At 41.3% G+C, this 16,351-nt stretch carries 19 protein-coding genes; 3 read left to right on the top strand and 16 right to left on the bottom strand.

Annotated features, from left to right (window positions below):
• Positions 1-45: 45 nt before the first annotated feature.
• From aroE to EL121_RS02575, 8 genes are all read right to left on the bottom strand, one after another.
• Entirely contained in the window at positions 46-870 is an 825-nt protein-coding gene (gene aroE / locus EL121_RS02540; RefSeq protein WP_039197461.1) for a shikimate dehydrogenase, read from the bottom strand.
• A 5-nt stretch (positions 871-875) separates the two neighbouring features.
• On the bottom strand, positions 876-1,430 hold the full coding sequence (locus tag EL121_RS02545) for a Sua5/YciO/YrdC/YwlC family protein (RefSeq protein ID WP_039197463.1): 555 nt from the start codon (positions 1,428-1,430) through the stop codon (positions 876-878).
• Positions 1,423-1,956, bottom strand: coding sequence for a DNA topoisomerase family protein (locus EL121_RS02550; RefSeq protein ID WP_039197464.1), 534 nt, complete (start codon positions 1,954-1,956; stop codon positions 1,423-1,425). Before EL121_RS02550 ends, EL121_RS02545 begins: the two co-directional genes overlap by 8 nt.
• On the bottom strand, positions 1,956-2,261 hold the full coding sequence (gene yqfB / locus EL121_RS02555; protein WP_039197466.1) for a N(4)-acetylcytidine aminohydrolase: 306 nt from the start codon (positions 2,259-2,261) through the stop codon (positions 1,956-1,958). The genes EL121_RS02550 and yqfB overlap by 1 nt, the downstream gene beginning before the upstream one ends.
• Positions 2,254-2,709 carry a recombination regulator RecX gene (gene recX / locus EL121_RS02560; RefSeq protein ID WP_197050945.1) on the bottom strand — a complete coding sequence of 152 codons (456 nt, stop codon included), beginning with the start codon at positions 2,707-2,709 and terminating at the stop codon, positions 2,254-2,256. The genes yqfB and recX overlap by 8 nt, the downstream gene beginning before the upstream one ends.
• Positions 2,710-2,772: 63 nt before the next feature.
• Positions 2,773-3,903 (bottom strand): recombinase RecA, encoded by a 1,131-nt coding sequence (gene recA / locus EL121_RS02565; protein ID WP_039197470.1) that lies wholly within the window; start codon positions 3,901-3,903, stop codon positions 2,773-2,775.
• A 113-nt stretch (positions 3,904-4,016) separates the two neighbouring features.
• On the bottom strand, positions 4,017-4,622 hold the full coding sequence (locus tag EL121_RS02570; RefSeq protein WP_039197472.1) for an aminotransferase class IV family protein: 606 nt from the start codon (positions 4,620-4,622) through the stop codon (positions 4,017-4,019).
• Positions 4,600-5,568, bottom strand: coding sequence for an aminodeoxychorismate synthase component I (locus EL121_RS02575; RefSeq protein WP_039197474.1), 969 nt, complete (start codon positions 5,566-5,568; stop codon positions 4,600-4,602). The genes EL121_RS02570 and EL121_RS02575 overlap by 23 nt, the downstream gene beginning before the upstream one ends.
• Positions 5,569-5,702: 134 nt before the next feature.
• Here EL121_RS02575 and rmuC point away from each other — a divergent pair, with 134 nt between their 5' ends.
• The 3 genes from rmuC (at position 5,703) to EL121_RS02590 (ending at position 8,424) form a co-directional block, all read left to right on the top strand.
• On the top strand, positions 5,703-7,337 hold the full coding sequence (gene rmuC / locus EL121_RS02580; RefSeq protein WP_039197476.1) for a DNA recombination protein RmuC: 1,635 nt from the start codon (positions 5,703-5,705) through the stop codon (positions 7,335-7,337).
• Positions 7,309-7,899 carry an anthranilate synthase component II gene (locus tag EL121_RS02585; protein WP_039197478.1) on the top strand — a complete coding sequence of 197 codons (591 nt, stop codon included), beginning with the start codon at positions 7,309-7,311 and terminating at the stop codon, positions 7,897-7,899. The genes rmuC and EL121_RS02585 overlap by 29 nt, the downstream gene beginning before the upstream one ends.
• A 72-nt stretch (positions 7,900-7,971) precedes the next feature.
• Positions 7,972-8,424 carry a DUF302 domain-containing protein gene (locus EL121_RS02590; protein ID WP_039197479.1) on the top strand — a complete coding sequence of 151 codons (453 nt, stop codon included), beginning with the start codon at positions 7,972-7,974 and terminating at the stop codon, positions 8,422-8,424.
• Between the two features lie 93 nt (positions 8,425-8,517).
• On the opposite strand, the gene lpxM is transcribed toward EL121_RS02590, so the two are convergent.
• Genes lpxM through rsxA form a run of 8 tightly spaced genes read right to left on the bottom strand, consistent with a single transcriptional unit; the run spans position 8,518 to position 16,136 of the window.
• Positions 8,518-9,474: a lauroyl-Kdo(2)-lipid IV(A) myristoyltransferase gene (lpxM, locus tag EL121_RS02595; RefSeq protein ID WP_039197480.1), complete on the bottom strand. Its 957-nt coding sequence runs from the start codon at positions 9,472-9,474 to the stop codon at positions 8,518-8,520.
• An 8-nt stretch (positions 9,475-9,482) separates the two neighbouring features.
• Entirely contained in the window at positions 9,483-10,169 is a 687-nt protein-coding gene (locus EL121_RS02600) for an electron transport complex subunit E (RefSeq protein ID WP_039197482.1), read from the bottom strand.
• Between the two features lie 11 nt (positions 10,170-10,180).
• Complete coding sequence (rsxG, locus tag EL121_RS02605; protein WP_039197484.1) at positions 10,181-10,813, bottom strand: electron transport complex subunit RsxG; 633 nt, start codon at positions 10,811-10,813, stop codon at positions 10,181-10,183.
• The gene (gene rsxD / locus EL121_RS02610; protein ID WP_039197486.1) at positions 10,813-11,859 is read right to left on the bottom strand and encodes an electron transport complex subunit RsxD; all 1,047 of its coding nucleotides are present in this window, start codon (positions 11,857-11,859) and stop codon (positions 10,813-10,815) included. The genes rsxG and rsxD overlap by 1 nt, the downstream gene beginning before the upstream one ends.
• Before the next feature lie 19 nt (positions 11,860-11,878).
• Positions 11,879-12,523: a trimeric intracellular cation channel family protein gene (locus tag EL121_RS02615; RefSeq protein ID WP_039197488.1), complete on the bottom strand. Its 645-nt coding sequence runs from the start codon at positions 12,521-12,523 to the stop codon at positions 11,879-11,881.
• Positions 12,516-14,942: an electron transport complex subunit RsxC gene (rsxC, locus tag EL121_RS02620; RefSeq protein WP_039197490.1), complete on the bottom strand. Its 2,427-nt coding sequence runs from the start codon at positions 14,940-14,942 to the stop codon at positions 12,516-12,518. Before rsxC ends, EL121_RS02615 begins: the two co-directional genes overlap by 8 nt.
• Positions 14,935-15,555, bottom strand: a complete 621-nt coding sequence (gene rsxB / locus EL121_RS02625) for an electron transport complex subunit RsxB (protein ID WP_039197492.1) — start codon at positions 15,553-15,555, stop codon at positions 14,935-14,937. The genes rsxC and rsxB overlap by 8 nt, the downstream gene beginning before the upstream one ends.
• Positions 15,555-16,136: an electron transport complex subunit RsxA gene (gene rsxA / locus EL121_RS02630; protein ID WP_039197494.1), complete on the bottom strand. Its 582-nt coding sequence runs from the start codon at positions 16,134-16,136 to the stop codon at positions 15,555-15,557. The genes rsxB and rsxA overlap by 1 nt, the downstream gene beginning before the upstream one ends.
• Positions 16,137-16,351 lie beyond the last annotated feature (215 nt).

The raw sequence follows: 16,351 nt of genomic DNA on the forward strand, positions 1-16,351 counted from the left end.
TAAAAATAACTAAAAACTGCTTATTTTATAATAAGTTATAGAATGCTATTTTGCATTTTCCATCTCTAATTTAAGCCTAACGAGAGCTGTTTCTATATCAGGAAATTCATTTTCCCACAGTTTAAAGGCAAAAGCAGCTTGTCCAACTAACATTCCTAACCCATCTTGATAACGTAGAGCGCCGCAATCACGAGCATAATTTAAAAATGGTGTCTGCATATTAGGTGCATATTGCATATCATAAACTGCAGCGCCTTTTAAAAGGTGGGCAGCAACAGGCACATATTTTCCTTGTAAACCTAATGATGTTGCATTAATAACCAAATCAAACTCTTGTTCAGCGATTTGTTCTAGTGAAGCGATCTGAATGTTTCCATATTTTGCAAATTTTTCTGCTAAATGAACCGCTTTCTCTAAGGTTCGATTATAGATAGTAATCTGCTGTTTCGCTTTTAAAAGAGGAAAAAGTACACCTTTAGTCGCACCGCCAGCACCTAAGATAAGCACACGTTGATTAGGTTCTAGCCAACCTAAACGCTCCAAATCCGAGCAAAGCCCAAAACCATCGGTATTATCCGCATATAAACGACCGTTATCTAATCGCTTCAATGTATTACACGCCTCGGCTAATAAACATCCTTCACTATGTTCATCCGCTAGTTTAAATGCTCGCTCCTTAAATGGTGCTGTAATATTTGCGCCTTTGGCTCCCTCTGCAAAAAACTGCTTAAGCTGCAGTTCAAATTGCTGCTCATCACCTAATTTAGCGGTATAACAAACATTACGTCCGGTTTGTTCTGCAAAGAATTGGTGAATTTGCGGCGACTTACTTTGCGCAATCGGGTTCCCCCATACGGCATAACGATTCATGCTTATTACCCTTGTCTAAAAATATGTTGTGTAAAAATATCTCGAATTTCAGAAGGATTGATTTTTCCCCCCGTATCAGCTTCTAATACCGGAAAATCTACTCCGAATTGTAATTTTACTTCGTCTGCCGTTCGGCATGGTTCTTGTCCGGTTAAATTGCAACTGGTCGAAGTTAGAGCAAATCCGGTACGTTCACAAAGCTCAATGACTGCTGGAATACGGCATAAGCGTACAGCAATCGTATCAAATTGCCCGGTCAAATATTGAGGCGCTTCCTTTTTAGCCGGCATTACCCAAGTAATCGCCTGCTCGGAAGGCGTTTCAAAAATTTGCCAATGCACTGCGGTTAACTTGCTCTCATCAATATAAGGAAGTAATAGCTCTTTGGTTGGAGCAATAAGAATAAGCCCTTTTTCTTCCGGGCGTTTTTTTAATTTTAATAAAGCTCGCACAGCTGACTCATTATTAGGATTACAACCTAAACCAAAGACGGCTTCAGTAGGATAAGCAACCACATTATTCTGTTTTAATTGCTCAACAATATTTTCTAAGTTATTCATTTTCTTCACTAAATAGATATTGGCATGACTTATTCGCACATAGATACATCGACTTTCCACGCTGTTTCCTGAGCGTCACGATTGAACACTGACACTGAGGGCAAGCTTTTGCTATAGGTTTAGATGCCAAAGTAAACTTACAGTTAGGAAATCCGCTACAGCCATAAAACGTTTTACCTGAGCGTCCTTTTCGCGCCACTAATTTATGCGTTTTGCACTCCGGGCAATCAAATTCTTCTTGTTCTTCCGCCTCATCATGTACAGTAAAATGACACTCTGGGTAATGGCTACAGCCAATAAAAATCCCAAAATTACCCTGTTTTAATTGCAAAAAATGTCCGCATTCAGGGCAAATTTCCGTTAAATCTTTAATTATGCGGTTAGTCTGATGTAGCGGTTTTATATAGTCACATTGCGGATAACTGCTACAACCTAAAAATAAACCTTGTTTCCCTCGTTTGATTTGTAATGCAGAACCACAATCAGGACAAAGTTCTACTTGTTTCGTAGATTTAAAAATACTCATTAAATTAATTCAAACTCAATCACAAAAAAGTCATTATCATTCGGATAAATATCTCTGATGACTTGCTTCAGCTCTGCTAACGACATATTTTCTTGTTTAGCGTGTTGCTCATTTAATTGCTCGAAATGAATTGGCGTAATGGAAATCACTCGAATATGCGCAAAGAAACGATTAGTTTCATTAGTAAAAACCTTTAGCTCTTGCTGAGGTTGAAAATAAGACTCGGATTTATCTCGTATAGTAATGGTTTTCTCACCGGCTAAAATATCCGCCTCGAAACGGCTAAAAAAAGTAATATTATTCATATTCTGTGTCATTGTAATCGATATCCATTAGGTGACTAAAATGGTCATTATAAAAGCCTCTGCTGAGCATAAAACGCCACATTTTTTGCTTAGCTTTTATATCCCATGCAAGCGGTCGTTTTTTCTCAAAAACTTGCTCGGCAAGTATAAACCAATCAATCTCAGCATTATCCAATTCTTGGCTTATTAGCCAATTTTTAATCCCTTTGAGTTTCAACTCTTGTTTTAAGCGGCGAGGTCCAATTCCTTGCTGTGAACGGTAACGAATAAAACTGGCACAATAGCGCTCATCACTTTGCCAATTATTCGCTTGTGCGCGTTCAATAGCCTGCTCTATTTCTTCCTGGCTATATTCTTTTTGAACTAATTTTCGTCGTAAATCTTGTTCACTATAATCTCGCTTAGAGAGTAAATATAACAGATAATTTATTGCCGTGTAGTTAGCCATACTTAAAATCATTCAATATAAAAAACAAATGCGGTTTCTACCTTCGCAGAAACCGCATTTTTACTATAGTTCTTCTTCGTTAAACTCTTCGTCTTCAAAGTCATTCACATCATCGGCATCTAATACATTCTGCTCGCCTGCTGATGTTTTTTCCGGTGTTGAAATGAGTAACTCACGAATTTCTTGTTCAATTTTGTTTGCAATCTCTGCGTTCTCTTTTAACCATTTAATTGCATTATTTTTACCTTGGCCGATTTTCGTACCTTCGTATGAGAACCAAGCACCCGCTTTTTGAATAAAGCCATTCGCTTCAGCAAGGATCAATAGTTCATTCATACGTGAAATCCCTTCGCCATACATAATGTCAAATTGAACTTCACGGAACGGCGGCGCAACTTTATTTTTCACAATTTTCACTTTCGTTTCGCTACCAACCACTTCATCACCGTCTTTTACTACACCTGAACGGCGGATATCTAAACGAACCGAAGCGTAGAATTTAAGTGCATTACCACCGGTTGTTGTTTCCGGGTTACCGAACATCACACCGATCTTCATACGAATTTGGTTGATAAACACCACTAAGCAGTTAGTCGCCTTAATATTTGCGGTTAACTTACGTAATGCTTGTGACATTAAACGTGCTTGTAAGCCCATATGAGAATCGCCCATATCACCTTCAATTTCCGCTTTCGGCGTTAATGCAGCAACCGAGTCCACAATAATCACATCAACCGCACCGGAGCGAACTAACGCATCACAAATCTCAAGTGCTTGCTCACCGTTATCCGGTTGAGAAATTAACAACGCATCGGTATCCACGCCTAATTTGCGTGCATAAACCGGATCAAGTGCGTGTTCCGCATCAATAAATGCACAAGTTTTACCTGATTTTTGTGCTTGCGCAATGACCGATAAAGTCAGTGTTGTTTTACCTGAAGATTCCGGGCCATAGATCTCAACGATACGTCCCATCGGTAAACCGCCGATACCTAATGCGGCATCTAAACCGATTGAACCGGTTGAAACCGCTTCAATATCAAGCGCTTGTGTATCACCTAAGCGCATGATAGATCCTTTACCAAATTGTTTTTCAATTTGGGCAAGAGCAGCTGCTAATGCTTTTTCTTTTTGTTCCGGATCGATTTGTTTTGTTACTGTATTCTTTTGCGCTTTTTTGTTGTCAGCTGCCATAGTATTGTCCTTTGCAAACTTTTTTGAAAAAACGACTGCTTGTCGTCAATTAACTGTGTATTATTATAGTGTTTACTTATACAGTTTCAAGCATTTTTTTACTGTTTTTCGATCTATCTAGCAAAATTGATCGCTGAAATCGGTAAAGCTCTTTGTAAATCAAAAGGATTAAGCGCATTCACCATCATAACCTGTTCATACTGAGGTAAATCTTGCGATGTTATTTGTACTAATTGAACCATACCCGCTTCAAGCAGCTTGCTTAACTGCGTACCTTTTAATAAATAATCTTGTGAGCTAAACCACTGTCCTTGTTTTAAAAACAGTAAATTTCCGATCGTACAATCACTCACCTTACCGTTATTGATAATAATCACTTCATCAGCTTGCAAAGTTTTAAGCGAATCTAACCGCTTGCGATCGCTATATTTAAAGCGGTAATCCAAATCCTCAACGTACACACATTGGAAAGAGTTGATCTTACGTGGCGAATAAAGGAAAAATTGCTGTTGAAACTCACTCGCATTGTAATCAATGCGACAGCGAACTCTTCCTTGCCGGAATCCGTCCGGCACATAAATTATTTCTGCTAATTGCCATTGCGGTTGCACATTAAAATATTGCTTAATCGTACTTTCAAAACGTTGCCGATGATAAGCTAAATTTTGCGGTTCGCCATCAATCACTGAAATTGTTTCAAACAATGGAAATCGGCACATAAACTTTCTCCAGTAACTCGTTATATTCGTCGTTCAATACGCTTTTTGCAGTAATACCACCGCCACTACGGAAAAGAAGTCGCTGATTATTCTGTTCAATGAAGCGAATTGCCACCGCACTCTCTAAATTTTCACCGTCAAAATAGCCGAAAATGCCGGTGTAATAACCTCGCTGCCCGATTTCCGCTTGTTGAATAATCTCTAAGGTTTTTTCTTTCGGCGCACCGCTAATTGAGCCTGCCGGCAGGAGCTTGGCTAATAGTGAACCCACACTCGCTTGCCAATTTTCGTTTAGCTCGCCGCAAATTTCAGAACTGGTTTGATAAATTGCGCCACGGTAGGTATCCACTTTCTCTAAATAACGATACTTCGTCACCTGAATATTTTGTGAAACTAACGCCAAATCATTACGAATCAAATCTACAATTGTATTGTGTTCGGTAAATTCTTTATCCGATTGCATCAGCTTTTCCGCCGCATTCGGCTCATTCGCATTAATCGTGCCTTTCATCGGATAAGAGTAGATTTTATTTTGTTGAATCCGCACAAAAGTTTCTGGCGAAAAACAAACAAACTGCCCTTTCAGCCACAATTTATATTTTGCCGAACTGGCGAAAAACAGTTCATCTAAACTGTAATTGGTTTGAATTTCAGTCGGATAAGTCAAATTCAATAAATAACTGTTTCCGGCTTGGATTTCCTTTTGAACAAGCTCAAAACCTTGCTGATAAGTTTCAAACGAAATGGGATTGATTTGAAATTCAAACGGCTTGCTAACGTTTTGTGGTTGAACATTCGATTTGCAAAAAAAATCGAAAAACAGACCGCTTGCTGCCGCTTGTTCTAGCGGGCAAATAATCGGTTTTTGCTGTTCAAAATCAATTAAAAAGAAAAACGGACTTTTCTGTTGCCCGAGTTGATTGGCGATTTGGATAAAATGTTGCATAAACTCAAAATGTGACGAATATTGCCGTTATTCTAGGGGAATTTCCGCCAATTTAGCAACGTTCTTTCACTTTTCATTTTTCGCCGGATTGCTATAATACTGTATATTTTTCTATTAGATTCAGGTTTACCTTTATGATTATTGACGAAATATGGTTTTATGTGGCGATTGCCGTGCTACTGGCTATCGCCGTTTTTCTGTTTTTTCTGCAATCACGTTACCAACGTGATGCGTTTGAACTTTCGCAAGATTTGGCCAAAGCACAAGCCGATCTCACTCAAATTAACCAAAAATTTGAGCAACTTTCTGCTGAAAAAAATCAGATCGAACAATGGGCAATTCAGTATAAAACACAAGCCCAAGCGGGTATTGAACGAATTAACGAAAAAGAGACACAAATTAACCGCTTACACGGCAAAATTGAAGAAGCGGAACAACAAGAACAGCAATTGGAACGCTATATCAATGAGCTGAAAGAACGTATCGGTGCATTCCAAGCCAAGTCGGAAAGTTTAGAAGAGCAATTACAATTTAATCAAAATGCGCTTTCGCATAAAGAACGTGAAAGCCAATCGCTTTCAGCTCAACTTAGCCAGACGCAAAATGAATTAACCGAATTGCGAACCTCACTTTCAGAAAAACAAGCGAATTTTGAAGCGCAACAACGTAATTTTGTTGAGGTAAAACAACAACTTAATGTTGAGTTTCAACATTTGGCACAGCAAATTTTGGAAGAAAAAACCAAAAGTTTTACCGCCAGCAACCAATCTTCGTTAGATGCCCTGTTAAAACCGTTTAAAGAACAAATCGAGGGTTTCCAAAAACGGGTAAATGAAGTGCATAGCGAATCGCTTAAAGGTACGGCAAGTTTAGAAGCCGAACTGAAGCGCGTGCTACAAATCGGAGTGTCAATGTCGGAAGAAGCACAAAACTTAACCAATGCGCTTAAAGGCAACAATAAAATCGCCGGTAATTGGGGCGAAGTACAGCTGGAATCGGCATTACAGGCTGCGGGATTATTAGCCGGCGAGCACTATGTGGCTCAAGAAAGTTTTCGAGACCAAGAAGGCAAACGCTTCGCACCTGACTTTGTGGTGCATTTACCCGATCAAAAACATTTAATTATTGATAGTAAAGTTTCATTATTGGCTTATGATCAAGCGGTCAGATCCGAAGAAAATTTTGCAATTACCCAAGCCTTAGATGAGCATTGCAAATCACTCCGTACGCATATTGACGGCTTATCGAAAAAGAATTATAGCAGTTTACAAGGGGTGAAAAGTCCGGATTTCGTGTTGATGTTTGTACCGATTGAACCAGCTTATATTGAAGCGATGAAACACGATCCGCAACTGTTTAATTACGGTTATGAACGTAATGTCATTTTGGTTTCATATACCACTTTAATGCCGATTTTGCGTACCGTGGCAAATTTATGGCGAATTGAGCGAGGCAATGCCGAAGCACGTGAAATCAGTGAAAAAGCGGGTGAAATTTATAATCAAGTGTGTACTGTTGCAGATCGTTTGGCGAAATTAGGCAATACGCTGAATACGGTAAATAACCAATATAATCAGACGGTAACCTCATTAGTCGGACGCCAAGGCTTAGTCGGCAAGGTGGAACGTTTCCAACAACTTTCCGCCAAAGCCAGCCAAACGATGCCGGCGGTTGAGATGCTTACCAATGATTTTGATACCAATAAACTCACATTAATTGCAGAAAAGATTGAAGATAGCAATGCAGCAAACAATGAAGAAAGCCACTAATTTATTAATTATCGATAACCACGATTCGTTTACTTTCAATCTGGTTGATCTGCTACGTAAAATCGGCATGCCGATGAAAGTGGTTTTAGTAGAACAATTAGTGCTTGATGAGGTAGAAAACTTTAGCCACATTTTGATTTCACCCGGCCCGGATGTACCAAGAGCTTATCCGCAAACCTTTGAAATGTTGAAACGTTTTCATCAAACCAAATCAATTTTAGGTGTGTGTTTAGGTCATCAGACGCTGTGTGAATTTTTTGGCGGCGAGCTATACAACTTGAATGAAGTCAGACACGGGCAGCAACGTCCTTTAATCCAAATTAGCGATAACCCGATTTTTGACGGTTTACCCGAGCGTTTTAATATCGGTTTATATCATTCGTGGGCTATTTCGCAAAAATCACTGGGAAATACACCGCTTGTTGCTACGACGGTTTGCGATCAAGATGTCTTAATGGCATTTAAACATCAGCATTTACCGATTTATGGCGTGCAATTCCACCCCGAATCGTTTATTACTGAGTATGGCGAGCAAATGTTACGAAACTGGCTAAATGCCTAGCGTGAAATTTTGGTGTAAGGGCAATAATAGATTACAGTCTAATATTAGCTTATTTTAACCGAGGACAATCCAATGAAATTAAAAGCTTTACTACTTACGTCTTTATTATTAGCTGCCGGTTATGCGAATGCAGAAACAGACCTGAAACCTGCGGTGTTTAAAAGTAAATTTAGCTTTCAGCAAACAGTAGAAACCTTAGAAGAGACATTTAAAGACAAAGGCATGATGGTCTTTGCTAAAATCGATCACCAAGCAGCGGCAAAAGCTGCCGGTCTTGAAATGCAACCGGCAACCGTGATTATTTACGGCACACCAAAAGCCGGAACACCGTTGATGGTAAAAGATCCGAGCTTGGCATTGCAATTGCCTTTAAAAGTGTTAGTGACGGAGCCGAAAACAGGAGAAGTTGAAGTCATGTTAAATCGTGCGGAACAAGTTGTAGCCCATTCAAATACGCCATACCAAGCAGTTGAAAATAGCTTAGCCAAAGCGGAAAAACTGATTGAAGCCACTGTAACAAAATAATCCATGACTTATAAACGACAAGCGGTCAAATCTTGCAAAAAATTTGCGAAATTTGACCGCTTATTTGTATCCAAAACGAAATCAGTAAATAGGTTAACGCTTATAAATATCCTCACCGTTTCGGCGGGTTTTAAGTAAACGTAAAATCCACACGTATTGTTCCGGATTTTTTGTCACGAAATACTCTATCACTTTATTCATTTCTCGGGCAGATTGCACCGGATCGCCGGAAAATTCCAATGCCGGTAAGATTTCCATTTGATATATCCCCTGTTCCGCATTGTAAATCGGAAACATCGGAATCACCACCGCATTTGCCACTTTTGCCATTTTATTCAGCCCCGGTAAAGTCGCTTTTTCCGTCGCAAAGAAATCGGCATAAACGCTAAGATCTTCACCGTAATCTTCATCCGGTAGGAAATAACCGACATCGCCTTTGCGCACATCATTTAAGAATTTCTTAATACCGTTTTGACGCGTGTGCATTTTGCCGCCGAATCGCTCACGGGTAATATTCCAAAGCCAATCGACAAGTGCGTTTCGATGCGGATTATACATTGAGGTCATCGGGAATCCGTGGGTGTACATCGCTACGCCTGCGGCATCAATCGACCAAGTATGCGGCACGAGCAAGATAACGTTTTTACCCTTTTCTCGAGCTTCTCTGACATATTCAAAGCCGTTAAACTCGCAACGTTTTTGTAAATAAGCGGTTGAACGCAGTGCCGTTTCACCGATTGCCAGCATTGTTTGAGAAACGGTAATAAACATTTTCTCAATCACTTCCGCACGTTTTTGTTCCGACCACTCAGGAAAGCAATAACGTAAATTCACATCAGCACGATGATACTGTTTTTTGCCTTTACGTTTTAAATGATTTGCAACGATTCGACCAATCCATACACCTAATTTATCACGCATACGAGCAGGTACATAAGCCAGAACAACCAGTGCAAAGACACCAAGCCATACGCCCCAATACTTCGGATACAAAAATTCCGTTAAAAATTTATGTTCATACCCCTCTCGGGCTGTAATTCGTTCTGTCATTCGGTTCTCTATTTCTTATCAATTAAATTCTTCACCGCCAAAATTACCCCAAGCCCAATAAATGCACCGGGAGGTAAAATTGCTAGTAATAAACCCGAGTCTAAGTGTAACACATCAATGCGTAAAGATTTTGCCCAATCGCCCAGTAATAAGTCCAAACCGTCAAATAAGGTGCCATTTCCGATGACTTCACGCATTGCGCCTAGTGCCACAAGGCTTAACGTCATCCCGAGCCCCATTGCAAAACCGTCAAAGGCGGAATGCGCTACCGAGTTTTTAGACGCAAAGGCTTCTGCTCGGCCGATTACGATACAGTTGGTAACAATCAGCGGAATAAAAATCCCGAGAGACTGATAAACCGGATAAGCAAAAGCATTCATTAACAGCTGCACCGCAGTTACCACAGTTGCAATTACCATCACGTAAATCGGAATACGAATATCATGCGGAGTAAATTTACGAAACAGCGATACTGTGGTATTGGTGCAAACCAACACTAATAATGTTGCAAGCCCTAACCCGAGCGCATTAGTGACATTATTTGAGACCGCCAATAACGGACAAAGACCTAATAATTGCACTAAAGCACCGTTATTTTTCCACACGCCTTCAGCAAGCAAATTACGCCAAATTGAGGATTCTGCCGGCACTGTGGTATCGATTTCCGTCACCGGAATTTGATTTTCAGTATTCATACGATTATTTCTTATTTACAACTTGCAAACGTTTCTAATTGTTCGGGAGATTTTGCTAGCTCCGTCACCACCCATTTTGCACTTTGACGTACATTATTCACCACTGCACGGGGAGTAATTGTCGCACCGGTAAATTGATCAAACTGACCGCCGTCTTTTTTTACCGCCCAGAGAGATTCAGTTTCAAGGCTAAATAACTTGCCGCTAAAGGACAAAATCCAATCTGAAACACGCGTTTCAATTTTATCGCCCAATCCCGGCGTTTCTTTATGTTCTAACGTTCGTACACCAAGCACTTTGCCGTCCGGCTGAATCCCCATAAGTAAGACAATATTCCCCGAATAGCCGTCCGGAGCAGTAGCTTGTATCGCATAAGCGGTCAAATTTTCCGATTTTTTTGCAATATAAATACGGTTTAAATAAGGGGCGTTCGGCAAATCCACCATTTTACAAGAGCCAAGCAAATCATTATCAAAATGGTTTGCCGGCACAACTTCTTGTAAAAATTGGCGTTGCTGAGCAGCGGTCACTTCATCAATCCGCCCTTTGGTAAGCAAATAAACACCGGTCGAAACGGCTGTGCAAATAAGTGCTATTAAACCTAATAATAACGCATACTTAACGGTAATTTTTGAGGTATTCATTATCTTCCGGTTCCATATAATCTTGGTTGAGTGTAATGATCAATTAACGGTACGCAGATATTTGCCAGTAGCACCGAAAACGCTACCGCATCCGGATAATTGCCGTAGTAACGAATTAAATAGACAAATAAACCAATTAAGCCGCCAAAAATCAATTTGCCTCGAGGCGTAATCGAAGCGGTTACCGGATCTGTTGCAATAAAGAAAGCACCAAACATCATTGCACCGCTGAAAAGCTGACTAACAACACTTAAGTGTGTATGCGGTAACAATAAATCAGTTAGTCCGCTTAATAAAGCAAACACCATCAACATCGCGACTGGAATTTGCCAGTGAATAATACGTTTATAAATTAGCAATAAACCGCCGGCAAGAAAGGCTAAATTAATTTGCAACCAACCATTTGCGAACATACCGCTAAAAATCGGGGATTGTAATACACCTTCTACACCTAATTTCTGCATACTGGTTTTGGCACTATCAAGTGGTGTTGCTTGTGCGATACCGTCCACACTGCCCAATAATTGATGTACGCTAAAGCCGTCACTGGTTACACCGGAGAATACCAACGAAATCGCATCGCTAAATGTCGGCGGTTCATTTAATAAATCGATTGGCACCAGCCAGCCAGTCATTTGCACCGGAAAAGAAACCAATAATAACGCATAAGCGACCATTGCAGGGTTAAATAAATTCTGTCCTAAACCACCATATACATGCTTTGCCAGTAATAGGGCAACAATCACACCAATCACAACTATCCAATAAGGTGCGTAAGGCGGGATCGACATCGCTAAAATCAGTGCCGTTAACAAGCCACTCAAATCAGCAAGATAAAAAGCGGTCGGTTTTCGGCGCAATTTTGCAAGTGCGATTTCAATCACCACCGCCAGTGATATTGCAATAACCACTTGAATAAACACACCGTAACCGAAGAAATACCACTGCACGCCCAGTGCCGGTAACATAGCTACCATTACCCACAGCATAAATTTCGCCGTTAAATTAGACGAATGGGTATGGGGAGAACTCACCATTTTAAACATCAAATAATTCCTTTCCCGCTTAAATTCTCGGTAAATGTAGATTAAATCGAATCGCTAACAAACGTATCAAAATCACAGTACTAACCGTAGCAATATCTACCCAGCGGCTTTCAACACCGGCGGAATAGAACAATACAAAAATCACCCCACCAACCAGACTAGCTGTGACATAGACTTCTTTTTGTAACACAATCGGCACTTCGTTACGTAAAATATCTCGAATCACACCGCCGAAACAACCGGTCATACCGCCTAATGCAATTGCAATACACGGGTGGAGCCCGAAATCTAAACCTTTTTGTACGCCAATTACGGTAAACACGCCTAAGCCAATCGCATCAAAAATCAATAGCCCTGTTTGCCATTCTTTCTTACTGATTTTATTCCTAAAAACAGCGGTAAGAATAACCGCAAGGGTAATCATCAATACGTAAATCGGTTGTTTCATCCAGAAAACAGGGGTACTACCGATCATAACATCACGTAGCGTCCCCCCTCCGACACCAGTCACAAATGCCAAAATGAACATACCAAAAATATCCATTTTATGCTGACGAGCCGCCATCGCGCCCGATACGGCAAATACGATAGTGCCGATTAAATCCTGAATAAACAAGAAGGACCACGGTTGCGTAGGCAGCAAACTGTCGAATAAATTAGTCATTTTGTAGCCCTTGACTCATTTTTTTCGCCTTTGCTCTAGCAATTGCCGCCGCTACCGCTGCTTTACGTGGGTCTTCCACCTCTGTTGCAGTTGCAACTTTTTCGGCGTTTTCGACCGCTTGTTCCTGTGCCTGTTGAGCTGCCTTCTTCGCTTTTGCTCTGGCTAGCGCTGCTGCCACCGCCGCTTTACGAGGGTCTTCCGCTTCTGTTGCAGTTGCAACTTTTTCGGCATTTTCGACCGCTTGTTCCTGTGCCTGTTGAGCTGCCTTCTTCGCTTTTGCTCTGGCTAGCGCTGCTGCCACCGCCGCTTTACGAGGGTCTTCCGCTTCTGTTGCAGTTGCAACTTTTTCGGCATTTTCGACCGCTTGTTCCGGTGCTTGCTGGGCTGCTTTTTTTGCTTTTGCTCTAGCTAGCGCTGCTGCGACCGCTGCTTTACGAGGATCTTCCACTTCTGCTGCAGTTGCAACTTTTTCGGCATTTTCGACCGCTTGTTCCTGTGCCTGTTGAGCTGCCTTCTTCGCTTTTGCTCTGGCTAGCGCTGCTGCCACCGCCGCTTTACGAGGGTCTTCCGCATCTACTGCACTTGCAACTTTTTCAGCATTTTCGACCGCTTGTGCCGGTGCCTGCTGAGCTACTTTCTTCGCTCTTGCACGCGCTAATGCGGCAGCCACCGCAGCTTTCTTAGGATCTGTCTCTTCTACTTGCTGCACAGCATTGATAGAGAGATTGTCATTTACTTCATTTGTAACTTCAGCTTGTTTTGCCAAACGTCTTGCTCGGCGTTGTGCCATTAATTCGCTATTATCCGGCTCTCCATTGGCTTTTATATCAGCTTTTGCATGAACCGGTTCCGCAGTTTGTGCTTCTGCTTTTTTCGCTTTGATACGAGCGAGTGCGGCAGCTACCGGATCTTCTCCCGCAGAACTTGCTATTTCTTCTCGGCGTTTATCCGCTGCTTGTGCGATACGTGCAGTTCGAGCTTCTTTTTCCTTTTGTAAGCGAGCTTCTCTGGCTTCAAAACGAATTTTCGCTTCTTCCGCTTTTTTCGCTTTTTCCTCGATTTCCGCTATTTTGGCTTTTTCTTGGCGGAAATATTGGATCAACGGAATGTAGCTCGGGCAGACATAAGCACAAACGCCGCATTCAATACAAGCGTCTAAATGGTATTCCTTCGATTTATCATGATCATCCGAACGTGCAAACCAATAAAGCTGCTGCGGCAATAATCCGACCGGACAAGCATCAGAGCAGCTTGAGCAACGAATACAGCTACGCTCAGGCTCCGGCGGTGCATATTCAAAATGATCCGGCGCAATAATACAGTTTGCGGTTTTAGTAATCGGCGCTTGTAATGATTGCAGAATAAAACCGGTCATAGGTCCGCCTAAAAAGACCGGAAAACGACTATCCGCTTGATAATCCACTTGCTCCAATAAATGTTGAATCGGCGTTCCGAGTCTTGCCCACACATTACCTTTATTGCGAATTTTATCGCCGGTCAGCGTCACCACGCGTTCAATCAGTGGTTCATCGTCCATTACCGCACGTTTAACCGCAAATGCCGTACCGACATTGTGCATCACAATACCCATTTCAATGGTTCGTTTACCTTGCGGAATTTCTAAACCGGTTAAGACCTGTACTAGCTGATCAGATGCGCCGGAAGGATATTTAGTTGGAATCGGCTGTACATGAATATCATCCGAACCTTTCAGCGCTTTTTGGATCGCTTTAATCGCTTTCGGTTTGTTATCTTCAATCGCCAGTACTACCTCTTCCGGACGTAATACATAGCGTAAAATGCGGATACCTTCGATCAATTCGGCCGTATAATCTTGCATTAAACGATCATCGCAAGTGATGTAAGGTTCACATTCCGCGCCGTTAATAATCAGTAATTTACAACGCTTATCCGCTAAACTTAGTTTAGACGCAGTAGGGAACACCGCACCACCCAATCCGGCAATGCCGTATTGGTAAACTTTTTGGATAATTTGATCGCTTGTCAATGTTAAGAAATCATCAATCGGCTGACGTTCTATCCATTCGTCTTTGCCGTCTGTTTCTATAATCACCGTGACTTCCGGCAGTCCTGACGGATGTGCGGACACGTGCGGCGCAATACCTAATACTGTCCCGGATGTCGGGCTATGCACCGGCAATTGACGAAAATTATCACCTTTGGTTAACGCCTGACCTTTTAAAACTTTATCGCCGACATTGACGATTAATTCGCCTGCCCAGCCGGAATGCTGAACCACAGGTACATAAAAAAACTTCGGTAAATGTAGGCTACGAATCGGCTTTTGATTCGATTGCTTTTTATTTTCCATCGGGTGAATACCGCCCGGATACGCCCACAATTTACCGGTTTGTTTGGTTTGGCGAATGCGTTCAAGAACTAAATTAGGATTAGACATTTTTTTCTCCTTTTTCAGTTCCGATAATCATTTTTTTCTGTAACTCCGTCGTATTTACGATAGGGATAATCAAATTCTCATCAAATTGCCAATTCCAAGAACGTGCTGTCGGCTTCACTTTAATCATTTCAATACAATTGGTTGGGCAAGGCGCGACGCATAATTCGCAACCGGTACATAAATCCGCAATAATGGTGTGCATTGCTTTATTTGTACCGATAATCGCATCCACCGGACAAGCTTGGATACACTTGGTACAGCCGATACACATATCTTCATGTACAAATGCCACTTTCACTTCCGGCTCTTCCGCACCGTCCATTGCCGGTACTTCAACGCCCATCAGGTCTGCAATTTTCACCACTAGCGGCTGGCCACCCGGTACACATTTAGTAATTTGATCCCCGTTGGCAATAGCTTCCGCATAAGGCTTACAGCCGGGGTAACCACATTGACCGCATTGGCTCTGAGGCAACAATGCATCAATTTGGTCGACAATCGGATCCGCTTCAACTTTGAGTTTAATTGATGAATAGCCTAATACCGCCCCAAAAATTAAGGCAATTACAGCAATGGCAATTAAGATATAAGTAATAATTGGTAAGTCTAACATTAGATTTTCACCAATCCTGTAAAGCCCATAAAGGCAAGAGACATTAATCCTGCAGTGATTAAAGCAATTGAAGCACCTTGGAATGGACGCGGCACATCCGCTGCAACAAGGCGCTCACGTAGTGCGGCAAAAAGCACTAACACTAGCGAAAATCCAGTAGCCGCTCCAAAACCATATAGAACGGATTCAACCAAGTTATTCGCTAAATTTACATTCAATAATGCAACACCCAGCACCGCACAGTTGGTGGTAATCAGAGGTAAATAGATCCCAAGTAAACGATAAAGAATCGGGCTGGTTTTATGAACGATCATTTCCGTTAATTGTACAATAACGGCAATCACTAAGATAAAGACTAAAGTACGTAAAAATTGTGCTTCGAGCGGTACTAAAATGAACGTCTCGACTAAATAAGCCGATAACGATGCCACCGTCAAAACAAAAGTTGTAGCCATTCCCATACCAATCGCAGTTTCTACTTTTTTCGACACGCCCATAAATGGACAAAGTCCTAGGAATTTCACTAGGACAAAGTTATTTATTAAAGCGGTACTGATAACTAACAATATATAATCGAGCATAAAGTCCACAAAAGAAAGGTTCAATTCAATATAAGACAAGCGGTTGATTTTACGTCAAATTTTGCAAAAAACAGCAAAAATTTGACCGCTTGTAACATGCAAAAGCCAAAAAATTTTGGTTATTATCCTGTCTTTTGCTATTTCTAACAATAAAAAATATTCACTATATTGATCTTTATTAGTTTTACTTGCATTACTGTATGATTTTTATGAAT

The sequence above is a fragment of the Actinobacillus equuli genome, from assembly GCF_900636745.1.
GTDB lineage: Bacteria > Pseudomonadota > Gammaproteobacteria > Enterobacterales > Pasteurellaceae > Actinobacillus > Actinobacillus equuli.

What these genes read in the sequence shown, in the direction of transcription:
- EL121_RS02570 (WP_039197472.1), bottom strand. Translation starts at nt 4,622, where the DNA reads ATGTGCCGATTTCCATTGTTTGAAACAATTTCAGTGATTGATGGCGAA.
- aroE (WP_039197461.1), bottom strand. Translation starts at nt 870, where the DNA reads ATGAATCGTTATGCCGTATGGGGGAACCCGATTGCGCAAAGTAAGTCG.
- rsxC (WP_039197490.1), bottom strand. Translation starts at nt 14,942, where the DNA reads ATGTCTAATCCTAATTTAGTTCTTGAACGCATTCGCCAAACCAAACAA.
- recA (WP_039197470.1), bottom strand. Translation starts at nt 3,903, where the DNA reads ATGGCAGCTGACAACAAAAAAGCGCAAAAGAATACAGTAACAAAACAA.
- EL121_RS02545 (WP_039197463.1), bottom strand. Translation starts at nt 1,430, where the DNA reads ATGAATAACTTAGAAAATATTGTTGAGCAATTAAAACAGAATAATGTG.
- rmuC (WP_039197476.1), top strand. Translation starts at nt 5,703, where the DNA reads ATGATTATTGACGAAATATGGTTTTATGTGGCGATTGCCGTGCTACTG.
- EL121_RS02550 (WP_039197464.1), bottom strand. Translation starts at nt 1,956, where the DNA reads ATGAGTATTTTTAAATCTACGAAACAAGTAGAACTTTGTCCTGATTGT.
- rsxG (WP_039197484.1), bottom strand. Translation starts at nt 10,813, where the DNA reads ATGAATACCTCAAAAATTACCGTTAAGTATGCGTTATTATTAGGTTTA.
- EL121_RS02590 (WP_039197479.1), top strand. Translation starts at nt 7,972, where the DNA reads ATGAAATTAAAAGCTTTACTACTTACGTCTTTATTATTAGCTGCCGGT.
- recX (WP_197050945.1), bottom strand. Translation starts at nt 2,709, where the DNA reads ATGGCTAACTACACGGCAATAAATTATCTGTTATATTTACTCTCTAAG.
- EL121_RS02600 (WP_039197482.1), bottom strand. Translation starts at nt 10,169, where the DNA reads ATGAATACTGAAAATCAAATTCCGGTGACGGAAATCGATACCACAGTG.
- EL121_RS02575 (WP_039197474.1), bottom strand. Translation starts at nt 5,568, where the DNA reads ATGCAACATTTTATCCAAATCGCCAATCAACTCGGGCAACAGAAAAGT.
- EL121_RS02615 (WP_039197488.1), bottom strand. Translation starts at nt 12,523, where the DNA reads ATGACTAATTTATTCGACAGTTTGCTGCCTACGCAACCGTGGTCCTTC.
- rsxB (WP_039197492.1), bottom strand. Translation starts at nt 15,555, where the DNA reads ATGTTAGACTTACCAATTATTACTTATATCTTAATTGCCATTGCTGTA.
- EL121_RS02585 (WP_039197478.1), top strand. Translation starts at nt 7,309, where the DNA reads ATGCAGCAAACAATGAAGAAAGCCACTAATTTATTAATTATCGATAAC.
- rsxD (WP_039197486.1), bottom strand. Translation starts at nt 11,859, where the DNA reads ATGTTTAAAATGGTGAGTTCTCCCCATACCCATTCGTCTAATTTAACG.
- lpxM (WP_039197480.1), bottom strand. Translation starts at nt 9,474, where the DNA reads ATGACAGAACGAATTACAGCCCGAGAGGGGTATGAACATAAATTTTTA.
- yqfB (WP_039197466.1), bottom strand. Translation starts at nt 2,261, where the DNA reads ATGAATAATATTACTTTTTTTAGCCGTTTCGAGGCGGATATTTTAGCC.
- rsxA (WP_039197494.1), bottom strand. Translation starts at nt 16,136, where the DNA reads ATGCTCGATTATATATTGTTAGTTATCAGTACCGCTTTAATAAATAAC.